This window comes from Rhizobium sp. P2_G2 (genome assembly GCF_056403555.1).
The window spans coordinates 1-14853 of sequence record NZ_JBFUFF010000134.1 but is presented as its reverse complement, the minus strand read 5'-3'; the positions used below and the strand labels follow the sequence as shown (position 1 = coordinate 14853).

Annotated in this window: 13 protein-coding genes; 8 read left to right on the top strand and 5 right to left on the bottom strand. The window is 60.5% G+C overall.

Annotated features, from left to right (window positions below; all coding sequences use genetic code 11):
• The first annotated feature begins 122 nt into the window (after nucleotides 1-122).
• Complete coding sequence (locus AC1D06_RS38430) at nucleotides 123-1292, top strand: helix-turn-helix transcriptional regulator (RefSeq protein ID WP_477990838.1); 1170 nt, start codon at nucleotides 123-125, stop codon at nucleotides 1290-1292.
• A gap of 71 nt (nucleotides 1293-1363) precedes the next feature.
• Here AC1D06_RS38430 and AC1D06_RS38425 read toward each other — a convergent pair whose 3' ends face one another.
• Nucleotides 1364-3625 carry a beta strand repeat-containing protein gene (locus AC1D06_RS38425; protein ID WP_477990837.1) on the bottom strand — a complete coding sequence of 754 codons (2262 nt, stop codon included), beginning with the start codon at nucleotides 3623-3625 and terminating at the stop codon, nucleotides 1364-1366.
• 342 nt (nucleotides 3626-3967) lie between these two features.
• On the opposite strand from AC1D06_RS38425, the gene AC1D06_RS38420 reads away from it, so the two are divergent.
• Entirely contained in the window at nucleotides 3968-5104 is a 1137-nt protein-coding gene (locus AC1D06_RS38420) for a helix-turn-helix transcriptional regulator (protein ID WP_477990836.1), read from the top strand.
• Nucleotides 5105-5184: 80 nt separating this feature from the next.
• Here the strand turns inward: AC1D06_RS38420 and AC1D06_RS38415 are convergent, their stop codons facing one another.
• The 3 genes from AC1D06_RS38415 to AC1D06_RS38405 all read right to left on the bottom strand — a co-directional run bounded on the left by AC1D06_RS38415 (nucleotide 5185) and on the right by AC1D06_RS38405 (nucleotide 6306).
• The gene (locus tag AC1D06_RS38415; protein WP_477990835.1) at nucleotides 5185-5616 is read right to left on the bottom strand and encodes a GNAT family N-acetyltransferase; all 432 of its coding nucleotides are present in this window, start codon (nucleotides 5614-5616) and stop codon (nucleotides 5185-5187) included.
• Nucleotides 5617-5710: 94 nt separating this feature from the next.
• Nucleotides 5711-6022, bottom strand: coding sequence for a type II toxin-antitoxin system RelE/ParE family toxin (locus AC1D06_RS38410; RefSeq protein WP_477990834.1), 312 nt, complete (start codon nucleotides 6020-6022; stop codon nucleotides 5711-5713).
• Nucleotides 6023-6027: 5 nt separating this feature from the next.
• On the bottom strand, nucleotides 6028-6306 hold the full coding sequence (locus tag AC1D06_RS38405) for a type II toxin-antitoxin system ParD family antitoxin (RefSeq protein WP_477990833.1): 279 nt from the start codon (nucleotides 6304-6306) through the stop codon (nucleotides 6028-6030).
• 169 nt (nucleotides 6307-6475) lie between these two features.
• Between AC1D06_RS38405 and AC1D06_RS38400 the strand changes: the two genes are divergently transcribed.
• A complete protein-coding gene (locus tag AC1D06_RS38400) occupies nucleotides 6476-6838 on the top strand; it encodes an immunity protein Imm33 domain-containing protein (RefSeq protein WP_477990832.1) in 363 nt (120 codons plus the stop codon).
• 37 nt (nucleotides 6839-6875) lie between these two features.
• On the opposite strand, the gene AC1D06_RS38395 is transcribed toward AC1D06_RS38400, so the two are convergent.
• A complete protein-coding gene (locus AC1D06_RS38395; RefSeq protein ID WP_477990831.1) occupies nucleotides 6876-8177 on the bottom strand; it encodes an ROK family transcriptional regulator in 1302 nt (433 codons plus the stop codon).
• Nucleotides 8178-8626: 449 nt separating this feature from the next.
• Here AC1D06_RS38395 and AC1D06_RS38390 point away from each other — a divergent pair, with 449 nt between their 5' ends.
• The 5 genes from AC1D06_RS38390 to AC1D06_RS38370 all read left to right on the top strand — a co-directional run bounded on the left by AC1D06_RS38390 (nucleotide 8627) and on the right by AC1D06_RS38370 (nucleotide 14665).
• Nucleotides 8627-9631 (top strand): ABC transporter ATP-binding protein, encoded by a 1005-nt coding sequence (locus AC1D06_RS38390; RefSeq protein WP_477883899.1) that lies wholly within the window; start codon nucleotides 8627-8629, stop codon nucleotides 9629-9631.
• Between the two features lie 7 nt (nucleotides 9632-9638).
• Entirely contained in the window at nucleotides 9639-10511 is an 873-nt protein-coding gene (locus tag AC1D06_RS38385; protein WP_477990830.1) for an ABC transporter permease, read from the top strand.
• A complete protein-coding gene (locus AC1D06_RS38380) occupies nucleotides 10508-11311 on the top strand; it encodes an ABC transporter permease (RefSeq protein ID WP_477990829.1) in 804 nt (267 codons plus the stop codon). Before AC1D06_RS38385 ends, AC1D06_RS38380 begins: the two co-directional genes overlap by 4 nt.
• Before the next feature lie 27 nt (nucleotides 11312-11338).
• Entirely contained in the window at nucleotides 11339-12373 is a 1035-nt protein-coding gene (locus tag AC1D06_RS38375) for an extracellular solute-binding protein (protein WP_477990828.1), read from the top strand.
• A gap of 309 nt (nucleotides 12374-12682) precedes the next feature.
• Nucleotides 12683-14665 carry a primary-amine oxidase gene (locus tag AC1D06_RS38370; protein WP_477990827.1) on the top strand — a complete coding sequence of 661 codons (1983 nt, stop codon included), beginning with the start codon at nucleotides 12683-12685 and terminating at the stop codon, nucleotides 14663-14665.
• The last annotated feature ends 188 nt before the right edge of the window (nucleotides 14666-14853 follow it).

Genomic DNA, 14853 nt, shown 5'->3' with positions numbered 1-14853 from the left:
GCGCATTCCACCATCCGTGCCGCATTTGCAACATGATTTCGCAGAAACTGAGAGAAGATTGCCGCCTCGGGGTGGCTCGCCTTCATGGATGACCTGGCTTAAATCCCACGAGAACAAAGACCATGGCGGAATCCTTGCCGAGTGCCGACAGATTGAATGCCGCGGTCGCCAGGATTTACGACGCCGTTCTTGAACCCGATCTCTGGCCGGAGGCCATGGATGGCGTCGCAGCCTCCTGCGGCGGCATGGGGATGATGGTCTATCCGGTGGAGAAGCGGTGCGGGGCTGCCTCCTTCGTTTATGCCAGCAATGCGGTCGAGGAGGCGGCGCGGAATTTCGGCGAGGAGTGGTACGCGACGTCGCCGTTCATGGCCCGCGAAAGGCAAGCGCCACTTGTGGGCCGCAGCATCTGGGACGGCGATATCTATGCCCTGGATCAGATGCCGAAGCTGGATTTCTACCAGGGCTATGCGCGCAAATATGACATGGCGCATTGCATGATGCGCGGCACCAGTCCGGCGGCGACCCAGATGCGCTATGTGATGATGGTGACCACGTCCCGGCGTAAGGGCCTTCTGGATGAGACCCAGATGCAGGTTTTCAATATCCTGTCGGTGCATGCCGAAAAAGCGCTCGGCATGCATATGCGGCTGAATGCGTCTGCCGGCCAGTTCCAGAGCGCATTGGCGCTTCTGGATCGGCAGCATTGCGGCATTGTCCTGCTGGATGGGCAGGGTCGCATCCTGGAGATCAACGATGCAGCGGCGGGCTTGGACGGTGATGGTTTTCGGATTGCCGACCGAAGGCTGCTGGCCACGTCACCGAGCCAGCAGGGAGAACTGGATCATCTGCTTCTGTCGGCATTGGAGCCGAGGGCCGACGGACGCCCTCGGGGACCGCTGGCGCTGAAACGGGCAAAGGACAAGCGGCCGCTGATCGTCAATGCCATGCCCTTGAGCAGACATGTGGACAGGCTGGCTTTGCCCCTGCGATCGCTTCCGGAAATTGCCGTTCTGGTCATGGATCCGGACAGCATGCCTGCGGCATGCGACTGGCGCGTGTTCACGCTGTTCGGCCTCACGGCAGCCGAGGCCCGCGTGGCTTCCATTCTTGGCGCGGGTGCGAGCCCGGACGTGGCGGCGGCGGAATTGCAGCTTTCCATCGAAACGGTGCGTGGCCACCTCAAACGAATCTTCGCCAAGCTCGACATCTCGCGCCAGAGCGAGCTTGCCGCATTTGCCGCCCGCGTCACCGGCGGCCAATGCGCGCACCCAATGCGACGTGACGCCTGATCGGCGGGTTGGCGTCGAGATTGCCGGATGCTGGCAGCATCCGGCGACTTGAACGGCAGGCCTGTTTCACCTCACGCGGTGATGTTCCAGGAATTGAAGGTCGATATATCGAGCTTGATGTCGAGATCATGCGCGGCATCGATCGACCCGTCATGATTGAGGTCGACATAGAGATGGTCGTTGGTGGTGTCGTAAAAGGCCATGACGACGGTGTGCGAAAGATGTGGCGTTCCGGAGGAGAAATCCACGTAATTGCCGGCAAAATTGACGCTGGAAACGAGCCCGCTGATGTCGATCGAGTCAAGAATCCCGAAATTGTTGACTGTGTCGGCGCTGCTGAAGGGCGATTGAGTCACGGCGTCGTAGGCGATCACATCCAGGCCGCTATTGGCAGTCAGGTTGATGACATCCGTCCCCAGCGATCCATGCACCGTATTGTTGCCGCCACCGGTGGAGATCGTGTCACTGCCGGCGCCGCCCACCAGGATGTCGTCTCCATCGCCGCCGACAATCGTCGCGCCCGACGACACAAAGGCCTGGGTGCCATTGGCGAGGCCGGATATATCCACGCCGGCGGTGTTGGTGATCGTCAGCTCGGAAATATAGCTGGTCGATGCGTTGGTCGCGTTCAGAGTCAGGGCACCGTCGCCGGTGATGGTCACGCTGGCCGTATCCGTGGCCGCTCCAACCGTCGAGAGATACATTGTGTGATGATTGGCAAAGCTGTCGATGAAGAGGTTCGACAGGTTCGGCGCGAAAAGCCCGACCGTGGAATTGCCGAAATCGGCGGTATAGGCCAGCTGAAATCTGAAACTTTCATTGTGCAGGCTGGCGGCGTTTTCGACATTGACCGTCATGAATTCAGCCTGTGTGCCGAGGATCTGTACCAATCCCCCCGACTGCACATTGTTGAAGCTCACGGATGATACCGGAGTGTTGCCCAGGATGATCCCGTTGATGCCCGAATTGCCGAAATCATAGGTGCCGGTTGCATCATCGATGTACGTGTATTCGAAACCATGAAACAGCGCCGAGAGATTGGCGACATTGCCCTTGATCACGAAGCCGTCATTGCCGTCTCCGCCTTCGAAAGACTGCGTGGAGGAATTCAGCGCCAGATTGGTCACATCGAGGAAATCGTCGCCCGCCTGAAGATCGACCACTGCTTTCGAGCCGGCCGCGCCGCCCAGAGCGGTGACGGCGAAGTAATCCTTGTCCGACGATCCGGTCACTGCGGTCAAAGACGAGCCATTGACAACGACCTGGTCCGTGCTTGCGGTGTCGTTGTCGAACGAGAATGCCGTCCATTCTGAACCGAGATTGTACGTGCCGGTGGCATTGGCGACCGACAAATGTTCAAAGCCGCTGAACAGGGACGAGAGGTCGCTGACATTGCCGGATATATCAACCGTGTCGGTGCCGTCCCCGCCGACGAAAGTCTGCGTCGTGGCGTCGAACGCGAATGAATGCGACATGACCAGATCATCATCGCCGGCGCCGAGATCGACAGTCCCTTTGTTGGCCGTCGTGCCACCAAGGCTGTCGAGGATAATTGCATCATTGCCGCTGCCCGTCGCCACCGACGTTAGATTCGCGCCACCGAATTCGGCTATCAAAGCGCCGTGCATATTTGCGGCTGAGACGCTGGCCAGCGACGTGAAAGCGACACTCAAACCCCATAGGTTCAACGCCGCCTTTCCCGAGATCGTCAGGTTTTCAACGTCGTGACCGGTCGTCGACGTGTGGGCATAGAAGTCGTTCTGTTTGTGTCCATTGGAGTGGATGGTGATTTCGGTGGGACGGCTGTTGCCTTGCAATTCGACGCTGCTGTTGGACAGCGACACATTCAGGGCATTGAAGTCTCCGCCGCCGGCAGTGGCCAGGGTCAGCTTATCGTCTTGCGCGTTTTTGAACTTCAGATGTTCAGTGGAAACGGTGTTTTCATCGATGCCATCGACTTCGATCGTCTGCTCCGATGTATTGCTGATGGCGATCGTGGCGGCGTGGGTCGCATGCGCGACGGTCACACCGGAGTCGAATGCCTTGAAAGACAGGCTGGTGAGCGCCGTCGCATGGGCAAGATCCAGGCTGAGTGCGGTCGTCGCGCTGCGGCTGAATATCGCCTGCTCGATATTTTTCAGCCAGGGGGCCAGGCTCGCGCCCGAAAGTGCCGCCGAAATCGTGTCCGTGCCGTCGCCTCCGTCCAGGCGGTCTTTATTGGTCAATGTCGGTTTGTGTGCGGCGCCGGTCAGCGGCGCCAGAAATAGGTCCTTGCCGGATGTTCCGACAATGTGATCGGTGCCGGTGGTGAGTTGGTGTTTATGCACAGCCATGGTCAACGTTCCCATATGTCTTGGAGGCGGGTGAAATTTCCCGGGAACGAAAAATTAAGAGCATGATCGAGGACGGGCATGCCCCATTTTGGATAGGCGTCGAAATATTGTTGTGGCCATCCAGGCGGTCACCCACGGCGCGCGGCATGAGGCGAGCATGCCGGCAGACAGTCCAAACAGCGCGGCAAGGGTCTGAAAAACATTCTGCAGTGGCCTTGCATCGGCTTCGCGCGACGCTCTGTCGCATCGGTTTTTCATGAAAATACAGGCGTAATGGTGGCGGGTGAATTTCTGTCGTGTTTGAGACGGTTTACTTCCTTTTCCGCTGTCGTGGGGAGTTCGTTGCCGCGCGATCTGGACGCTTTGAATCAGGCAATTGCCCTGATCTATGACGCAATCTTGCAGGCCGAGTTATGGCCGCTCGCGCTCGATGCGCTTGCGACGCAATGCGAAGGCGCCGGGATCGGCGTTTTTCCGCTGCGGCAAGACATCGCCTCCATGCCTGAATTTCTCCATTCCGGTTCGGATATCGGCGATGCCTGCACGTCATTGGTGACGGAATGGTATTCGCGCTGCCCTTTCATGGCTTACGACGCGCGCCAGCCGGTTATCGACAGGTGCATCTGGGACGGGGATTTGGTCACGCCTGAAAGAATCCGCCATGAACCGTTTTATCAGGACTATGCGCGCTCGTTCGAGCTGGGCCACGCCGTCATGCGCGGCACATCTACCCTGCCTTCGCGCGAGCGTTATGCGCTCATATCCCCGTTCTGGCTGAAAGCTGGACCGCCGTCCGACAGCCAGCGCGCAACATTTGAACTTCTTTCGGCGCATGCGGCGAAAGCCCTGGCGATCTACCTGCGGCTCGGCGCCGCAAACAGGACGCAGGAGCTGATGAATCTGCAGCAGTGCGGCGTCGTTACCGTCAACGCGTCCGGCACGGTCATTGCCGCCAATGATGTGGCTCTCAACATGTCCGGCGACGGCTTCTCGATCGCCGACAAGAGGCTCCGCGCGCGCCGGCCCTCTCAGCAAAGGGAGCTCGATCGGATGCTGGCCTCAGCATTCGACCCCGACGTCAGGAACAACGAGACGTCGCCGGTCGCACTTGCTCGGGCGGGCGGGCGCAAACCGCTGATCGTAACCGCTTTCCCAGGCCATCGTCGCAAGGACCGGCTCTCGTCGGCACTCCTCAAAGCCGCCGACACCATCACTGTGATCATAACCGATCCGGAAGTATCGGGTGCCGGGAATGGCGGGGAGGCGACGTTTGCGGCTTTGGGCTTGACCAAGGCCGAAGCAAAAGTCGCCGCGATCCTGGGCAGCGGCGCCAGTCCGGAGGCGGCGGCGGAAACGCTCGCCGTGTCCGTCGGCACCGTTCGCACGCATCTCAAGAGCGTCTATTCCAAACTCGGCATTTCCCGCCAGAGCGAACTCGTCGCCATGGCGGGGAAGATGGCGGCGCTGGGGGATTTTTAGTCCTGCGAAGGCTGTGTCGAGCAAGGCCGGCGAAGATTGCGGCTTTGCGAACGGATCGGCCGGCAATCGCGATTGACGCGCTATGCCGTTCGAAGCGACTTGCGGAAAAAGATGCGCTTCATTGCTTTCGGATAGTTTTCGAGCGTGCCGAACCGTTCATAGCCCTGCTTTTCGTAAAAACCCGGCGCCTGGAAGCTGAACGTATCGAGCCAGATACCTACGCAGGCCTTCGCCCTTGCGATGTCTTCGATCTGTGCCATCAACCGCGCCCCTAAATTTTGCCCCCTCAGATCCTGCGGAACGAAAAGCAGTTCGACGAAAACCCAATCATAGTAGAGCTTCGCCCAGAGCCCTCCAACGGCTTGGCCTTCCTCGTTGCGGAGCAGGAGCGCAATCGGTTCATGCCTGTCATCCGGGATGGCGGCGTCGTTATAGGCCAGGAGCGGATTGAGGATCATCTGGCGATCCTCGTCCGACGGGTTGTCAATCACCGCAATGGTCGCCGATGACATGGTTGCTGTTCCTTCGCTGCAAATGTCCTCGATAATCTCGCCAAACCGCCGGGACGGCGACAGGGAAGGGCAGCCCCGGGCAGTCGGCGCTTGTTCACGTCCCTGGGAGCGCTTCCAGGAACATCTTGCCGGTGATGTTACGTCTTCCGTCCAGCGCACGCACAAGATCAACCTGTCTGTCCTCATATCGGTAGAGGATGAGGTAACGGCCGAACGTCAGGTGCCGGTATCCCTCGGCAATATCGGAACGCGATGGGCCGGCGAGGGGATGGTCGATCAGAAGCAGGCAGCGGGCGTAGAGTTCATCGATCACTCGGTCGGCTGCAACTGGGTTGTCCTGTGCTATATGATCCCAGATGGCAAGAGCGTCATCTTCGAAGGATGGAAGATAATTCAGAGCCGTCATGCGGATCAGCTGCGCGGTGCGAGACGCTCCCGCCCCTTGCGCTTGATGAGATCGGTAAAGCCTTCGGTCATCGGCCGCGCCTTTCCGCTGGCGATGCCTTCATCCCATAATAGGCGCAACTCCTCGACTGTATACCCGTAGAGATCGCGGCGCTCTTTCCATTGGCGCAACGCCTCGCGGATGACTTCGCTGGCATTGCCGAACTCGCCGCCGGCAACCGCCTGGTCCACGACGGCCGCCAACTCCGGCGTCAAACTGATGCTTCGCTTTTCGACGGTGGGCATGGTGAAAACCTCTGGGCCGTATGGTGGCATCTATTCTTACCATGCGCAACACAAACCCGTGATGTGGCAAATTGCTTGGCTATTTTCTATGACAAGGCACAGCGATAGTGGTGGTTTCCTCCATCTGGGCCTTGCTGGCGGCGGCTGAGTTTTATCGAGGGAGAAGCGGGTGGAATATAAGATGCTGGAAGCAGAACAGATGGCAGTATGTAAAATGCATAACGCTATCTATGACCCGCCCCATCCAAATAGCATGACGGGAATTTCTTTCGACTATGATTTTTCTATCATGCCGATCAATGGCCTGCGGCATCCTCCTTATAAAAATACAAATGGATGGTTTATCTGGGCATCGACGGACTTTCCAAATAGAGATGAAAGCTTTGATTCAATACATTATGCTCACCTCCCAGACAGTTATCCGCTGATTGCGAAATTTCTGTGCTTGCCTCCGGGATGGAGGTTTTTGACAGATGGCGCCTATGAAGACGTATGGTTCGATCCAGCGCTTCTCGCCCAAGTCGAAGAATAGGAGGTTGCAGGGGATAGCTTGGGAACGCCCAAGTGACCTACCCCTCCACCCGCACCCCAGTCTCAATCCCCAGCAGCGCCAGCGCCGGATGGCTGATCCCGGCTGCCCCCGCAGTGGTCGCCGCCCAAGCGCTCGAAGCCGGGTTCGGCTGCATCGCGATCGCCATCGGCAGAGCCGCCGCACCCAGCGCCGGCAATTCCGATGCATGCTCTGCCGGCATCAGCCTGGGCAGCCGGCTTGCGCGGCGGTGGATCATTGCCGGTAGCGGCGGGGTGGCGGCGGCGATCAAGGCGTCTTGCAGGTCTGACGGCAGGCCGCCGCCGATGACCACTGTGTCGGGGTCGAAGATCGCCTCGATATTGCGGATGGCGATGCGGAGATATTGGCCGGCTTCGTCCAGCCAGGCCATCAGGCGCGGGTCGCGGTTGCGGATGGATTGCGCCAGTTCTTCGGCGGGCACTTCGTCAGGGGTGCGGGTCGGGCCGCAGATGACTTCGGCGGCGGAATAGAAGGAGACATATTGTTCGAGGCAGCCGCGGCTGCCGCAGGGGCAGAGCCGGCCGCCGGGCTTGACGATCATATGGCCGATTTCGCCGGCGCCGCCAAAGGCGCCGCGATAGTGCTGGCCGTCGAGCACCAGGCCGCCACCGACGCCGAGATTGAAATGCAGGTAGAAGAAGCTGCGCGCCAGCCGGCCGATGCCGTAGAGCTTTTCGCCTATGGCTGCCACCGTCGCGTCGTTTTCGACGAAGGTTCGCAGGCCCGTCAGTTCGGCCAGCCGGGCGGCCAGCGGAAACTTTTCCCAGGCCTCGCCCTCCTGCACCTTGTCGTACCAGAAGGAGCCGTTTTCGACCGTGCCCGGTACCGAGCAGCCGATGCCCCAAACCTGGTCTCGCGTAAGATTAGCCTTACCAAGCAGGTGGTCGACAAGGCCGCCCAGCACTTCGGCGGTGACTTCCGGCGCGCGTTCGCTCAGCTCGCGCGCCTCGCTGGCCACGACCTCGCCGGTGAGATCGACGACGACGCCGGCGACGCGGCGATAGGCGAGGCTCAGGCCCACCGTATAGCCGCCGGTCGGGTCGAGCGACAATTCGACGGCCGGCTGGCCACGCTGGCCGACGCGCCGGCCCTGCTGGCGGATGAGGCCGGCACCTTCGAGTTCGGCGGCGATGTTGGAGACGGCCTGCACGGTCAGCCCGATCGCCTGGGCGAGTTCTGCTCGCGTCACGGGCCGCGGGCTACGGCGCACCGCGTCGAACACGGCGCGGCGATTGAGCGCCCGGGTTTGCAGGAGATTGGTGCCGGGAAGGGTGTGCTCGCCCTCCATACGCAGATTCATGGCAATGCCTTCGGTGAACTTTCCATTGCAGGATAATCAAAATCCGATTAAATAAAAAGTGTTGTATTATCCTGCCGCGCCTGAATCGAGGGCGATCGGCTGAATTCGCATCCCAAACCGGCATGGAGGAGAGGAAGAAGAGGAACAGAGGAACGCATAGGGGTTTCTCATAAGTAACTATAAGGTTATAAGTTGCGAAGTGGCCGTTCGTTGATGGCTGCTTGTATTGCTTGTTGTCTTCGAACGGTAATGCATTGCCTATTGCTCTGAAATGACGCGATAAATTTAAATTCTTTTCGATTTCAAATGACTAGCGTGCAAGAGTTTTGCGGGCCGAGCGTTTTTGCCGTGTTGTTCTTAGCGGTAACTTGACAATCCGAATTCATCGCTGGTAGCTATTCACCAAATAGTTATTTAGCACGAGAGTGAGGGTGAGCATTGTGCGGTCCATGATCGACATAGAGGGCATCTCTAAGTCGTTTTCGACGAAGGCTGCCGGTCCTGTCTTCGCGCTCGAAACCGTCAACCTCAACATATTTGACAAAGAGTTTTTCACATTGCTGGGGCCTTCCGGTTGCGGCAAGACCACGCTGCTGCGCCTGATCGCCGGTTTCGAGGCGCCGACGGAAGGGAAAATCCGCATCGGCGATCTCGATGCCGCAGCGCTGCCGCCGCAGGCGCGGCCGGTCAATACGGTGTTCCAGAGCTATGCGCTGTTCCCGCATATGACGGTGGCGGAGAATGTCGCCTTCGGCCTCGAAATGCTGAAGGTGGCTCGGCCGGAGATCGAGGCGCGCGTGCGCGCCGCACTCGCCATGGTGCGGCTCGACAATTTCGCTTCTCGCTATCCGCGCCAGCTTTCCGGCGGCCAGCAGCAGCGCGTGGCGCTTGCCCGGGCGCTGGCGCCGCGGCCGAAAGTGCTGCTGCTCGACGAGCCGCTGTCGGCACTGGACCTGAAACTGCGCAAGGAAATGCAGGGCGAATTGAAGCGCCTGCAGCAGGAGACGGGCATTACCTTCGTGCTCGTCACCCATGACCAGGAAGAGGCGCTGGCCATGTCCGACCGCATTGCGGTGATGTCGGCGGGGCACGTGCTGCAGGTGGGAGCGCCACGCGAAATCTATGACAATCCCGCAAACCGGTTCGTGGCGGATTTCATCGGCGAATCCAATGTTCTGCCCGGTGCGCTGCTCGGCCGCAGCGCCGACGTCATGATCGCGGTGCGGCCCGAGCGCATCTCGATCGTGCCGGCTGCCAATGACAATGCCGCCGGGCGCGCCCGCGGCAGGATCGAATCCGTCACCTTCCTCGGTCTCGACACGCTCTACGAAGTCTCGCTCGGCGCGGATATCCGGCTGCGCAGCCGCGCGCGCGATGCGCATCCAGCACTCGGTGCCGGAGCTGCGGTGGTGGTCGACTGGCCAGACGATGTCGAGCGGCAATTGGCGAAGTGAGGCGGCGATGAAGAAAAGCTCGACCTACGCGCTCATCGCACCGGCCTTCCTGGTGATCGGCATCTTCATGGTGCTACCGCTGATCATCGCGGTCACCTATTCATTCTTGACCGCCAGTCCCTATGGCGGCGTGACAAAACCTTTCACCTTCGATGCCTATGTCCAGTTCCTGTTCCAGCGTGATTTCGACGACAGCCTGTATTTCTCCTGGAGCTATGTGCTGATCATCGCACGCTCGGTCTACCTGGCGCTCGCGACGACGCTTCTCTGCATGCTCCTCGGCATTCCGGTCGCCTGGTATATCGTCTGCCAATCGGTGGAGCGGCGGCGCATCCTGCTCTTCCTCGTCACCCTGCCGTTCTGGATCAACACGCTGATCCGCACCTATTGCTGGGTGCTGATCCTGCGCGATGAGGGGCTGCTCAACGGTGCGTTCAGGGCCGCCGGCGTCATCGCCACGCCTTTGCCGCTGCTCTACAATGACGGCTCGATCCTGCTCGGGCTGGTCTATACCTTCCTGCCCTTCATGGTGCTGCCGATCTATTCGACGCTGGAGCGCATCGATCCGCGCTTCATCGAGGCGGCGCATGATCTCTATGCCAGCCGCATTGCCGTCTATCGGCGGATCATCTGGCCGCTGGCCAAACCCGGCGTGCTGGTCGGCGCCAGCCTGGTGTTTGCCCCGGCGCTCGGCTCGTTCCTGGCGCCCGACCTGCTCGGCGGCGGCAAGAAGCTGTTGATCGGCAGTCTGGTGCAGATGCAGTTCACCACATCGCGCAACTGGCCGTTCGGGGCGGCGCTGTCCGTCCTCGTCACCATCGCCGTGCTGGCGATCTTCATCAGCCGCTCGCGGCGGGCGGATCGGGAGGCGCTGGCATGAGCGCGGCAAAGCCCTTCACCTGGCGCTACACGCCGGGGCTCAGGCCGTTCACGGCGCTGATCCTGGTATTTCTCTATGCGCCGCTGATCGTGCTGGTGATCTATTCGTTCAACGCCAACCGGCTGGTGACGGTGTGGACGGGTTTCAGCTTCAATTGGTTCCGCGTCATCGCCGGCAATGACGACATCCGCCGCGCGGCCTGGAACAGCGTCGTCATCGCCATTGTCGCGACAATTGCCTCGACCGCCATCGCAACGGCAGGCGCGCTGGCTTTGGAACGCGGCACGCTGCGGCTCGGCCGCGGCGTCATGGCGGCCATGGTGGCGCTGCCGCTGATCGTGCCGGAAATCATTGTCGCCATCACCACGCTGATCTTCTTTTCCGCCATCGGCATGAAGAATGGGCTGATCAACCTGATGATTGCGCACACCGTCTTCTGCATCCCCTTTGCCATTCTGCCGATTCAGGCGCGGCTGAAGGACATGGGCGGGGTGCTCGAAGAGGCGGGGCGCGATCTCTATGCCAGCGAATGGCTGCTCTTCCGCCGCATCACGCTGCCGCTGCTCGCGCCGGCCATCGCTGCCGGTGCGCTAATGGCCTTCGTCGTGTCGCTCGACGATTTCCTCATCAGCCTGATGGTCTCCGGCGCCGGTTCCACGACACTGCCGGTCTATGTCTACGGCATGATGCGGCTCGGCGTGACGCCGGAGGTCAATGCCATTTCCACCATTCTGCTTGCTGTGTCCGTGGTCTTCGTCGTCGCGGCACTCCTGCTCGGACGACGCAACAACAAGGAATAACCGAGTTAGACAACAAGAGGGAAGAACATGAAAAACATGAGGACATATCTCACCGCCAGCCTATTCGGCCTGGCCATCGGCCTGCCGACGCTGGGGCATGCCGGCGAACTGCATATCTACAACTGGACCGACTATACGTCGGAAGACATGATCAAGAAGTTCGAGAAGGAGACCGGCATCAAGGTCACCATCGACACCTATGATTCCAACGAGACGGCGCTCGCCAAGATCAGTTCGGGTGCGGCTGGCTATGACGTGATGATCATCTCCAACGATTTCGTGCCGATCTTCCAGAAGCAGGGGCTGCTGGAAGAGGTCGACGTCGCCTCGATGCCAAACTTTAGGAATCTCGATCCGAAATGGCAGAAGCGCCCCTGGGATCCGGATGGCAAATATTCCGTGCCGTGGGTCTGGGGCACGACCTCCTATTCGGTCGATACCGCCGTCTACAAGGGCCCGACCGACAGCCTGAAGGCGTTGTTCGAGCCTTCGGATGATCTCAAGGGCAAGATCGGCATGTTCGGTTCGCCCTCGGAAGTCATTTCGCTGGCGCTGCTCTATCTCGGCAAGGACCAGTGCAACACCAATCCGGCCGATCTCAAGCAGCTCAATGCATTGCTGCAGGCGCAGAAGCCGTTCGTGAAGGTGTATAATTCCGACGGCACGACCGAGCGGCAGGTCTCCGGCGAGACGGTCATGCATGAGCAATGGTCGGGCAAGGGGCTGGCTTCGCGGCTGCAGAAGCCGACGATCAAATATGTCTTCGCCAAGGAAGGCGCGATCGGCTGGATGGACAATGTCGCGGTGCCGAAGGGCGCGCCGGATATCGACAATGCCAAGAAATTCCTCAACTTCCTGATGGATCCGGAAAATATAGCGCTGCAGCAGAAGTCGACCGGCTATCAGAGCGCGGTGATGGGCTCCGCCAAGTTCCTGCCGAAGGAGACGGGTGAATCGCCGGAATTCAATCCGCCGAAGGATTTGAAGATCGTGTTTGCACCGGCCTGCGAGGAGAAGGCGACGCGGGCTTATGACCGGATTTGGACGGAGTTGCGGCAGTAAGACCCGTCCCGCGGTCGGCGCGGCCGCTGTAGTTTTAAGACCCTCTCTGGCCTGCCGGCCATCTCCCCCACAAGGGGGGAGAAGACTCGTGGCGCTCTCCCTGCCTCAATTGGGGCTCAGCGGAGCCGCGGGTTAAGCCCCTCCCCCTTGTGGGGGTCCGAAGGACGGGTCGAGACCAGTGGCTCGACCCCGTAAGTGGGGCGGGGTCTTTACCCCGTATGCGACCGCCCACAGGCGGTCCGCCAATTTCACCAATACCGCCCACGCCACGCAAGCGGCCGAAGGCGGTCGAACCACAAGGACAGAGCCATGAACGAAGCCGTCAATCCCGCCACGCTCAAGGGCGTTGCCGCCCCGCCGCCGCCGGCGCATCTGAGCGCGCTAGCGCCGCTGACGCCAGACGAGATCGCCAGCGCCGTGGCCGTAGTCAGGGCCGATGCCGCGCTCGGCAAGGACGTGCTGTTCGAGAATATCGATCTGCGCGAACCAACGCCCTCCGAATACCGCGCCTATCTCGACGGCGCCGCCCTGCCGCGCGAGGCGCGCGTCAATGTCAATCATCTCGATGTACCCGGCGTCTGGCAGCTGGTCGTGTCGCTGGCCGACAAGACCATCGTGCGGCGCAAGCATTTCCCCAATGCCAAGGCCGCCTTCATGGTCGAGCAGATGGGCAGCGTCGAAGTCAATGTGAAGAAGGACCCGCGCTTCATCGAGGCCTGCCGCAGGCGCGGCATCACCGACATGACCGGCGTCATCGTCGATTCCTGGTCGGGCGGCAATTTCGGCCATCGGGAGGAAGAAGGGCGGCTGATCTCGCACACCTTCTCCTGGCTGCGCGTGGCGGAATTCGCCAATTATTATGCGCATCCGATCGAAGGCCTGAATGCCGTCATCGACGTCAAGACCGGCGAAGTGCTGCGCATCGACGACTATCCGGACCATCCGCCGATCCCGATGACGCGGCATGATTACGATCCGGAATTCCTGCCCGCGCCGCCGGCGCCGCAGAAGCCGATCAATGTGGTCCAGCCGGAAGGCGTCAGCTTCACGATCAAGGACCATGCGATTTCCTGGGACAAGTGGACGCTCGCCATCGGCTTTACCCCGCGCGAAGGCCTGGTGCTGCACGATGTCCGCTATGACGGCCGTTCGATCGTCCGCCGCGCCTCCGTCGTCGAGCTGGTCGTGCCCTATGGCTCGCCGCTCTATGGCCATGCGCGGCAGAACATTTTCGACGTCGGCGAATACGGCTTCGGCAAGCTCACCAATTCGCTGAAGTTGGGCTGTGATTGCCTCGGCCAGATCCAGTATCTCGATGCGCATGTCAACGGTATCAATGGCGAGGTGGTGACCATCGAAAAGGCCGTCTGCATCCATGAGGAAGACGGTGGCATCCTGACCAAGCACTGGGATTTCCGCACCGGCCGCACCGTGCTGCACCGGGGCCGCAAGCTGGTGATCTCCTCGATCTGCACCGTCGGCAATTATGAATATGCGCAATACTGGTATCTGACGCTGGCCGGCGAGATCGATTACGAGATGAAGGCTACCGGCATCGTCAACACCAATGCCTGCCACCCCGGCCAGCCGGACAAATATTCGACCGAGATCCAGCCCGGCCTCGGTTCGCCGATCCACCAACACATCTTCTGCGCCCGGCTGGACATGGCGGTGGATGGCGGCGGCAACAGCGTCGTCGAGACCAATTCGCATATGGAGCCGACAAGCGCGACCAATCCCTATGGCAATGCCTTCTATGCCGTCGACACGGTGCTGAAGACCGAGCTTGAGGCTGCCCGCCGCGCCGACCTCTCGACACATCGCAGCTGGAAGGTGATCAACCCGAATGTGACGAACCATGTCGGCAAGCCGGTGTCCTACAGGCTGCATACGCCGAACTGCGTGACGCCGATGATCCAGGACGATGGCCCGTCGGGCATCCGCTCCAACTTCATCCGAAACCACATCTGGGTGACGCCGTTCAACGAAGACGAACGCTATCCGGCCGGCGAATTCGTGCCGAATTCCGACGGCAAGGACGGGCTGGCGGAACTGATCAAGCAGGACCGCCCGATCGAAAACACCGATATCGTCGTCTGGCATTCCTTCGGCCTGCATCATGTGGTGCGCGCGGAGGACTTTCCGGTGCAGCCCTGCATTTCCTGTGGCTTCTCGCTGGTTCCGGCGGGATTTTTTCCGGGTAATCCAGCGAACAATCGGCCGATCAGTGCTAACGCGGCAAGTGTGCTGGCGGGGTCGGGGGAGGGTTCTGGGGGACATTGTTGTTCGTGACGGAGGTGTTGCGCGACGTGGGGTATTTCTCGGGTGAAAGGGTGGGTGTGGCTTACCCCCCTCTGCCCTGCCGGGCATCTCCCCCTCAAGGGGGGAGATTGGCAAGCGGCACGCCCATCGCCCCAAACGGACGTCACTGAGTATGTGACGGCAGATCGAGGCAGGAAGAGCGCCCCATCCAATCTCCC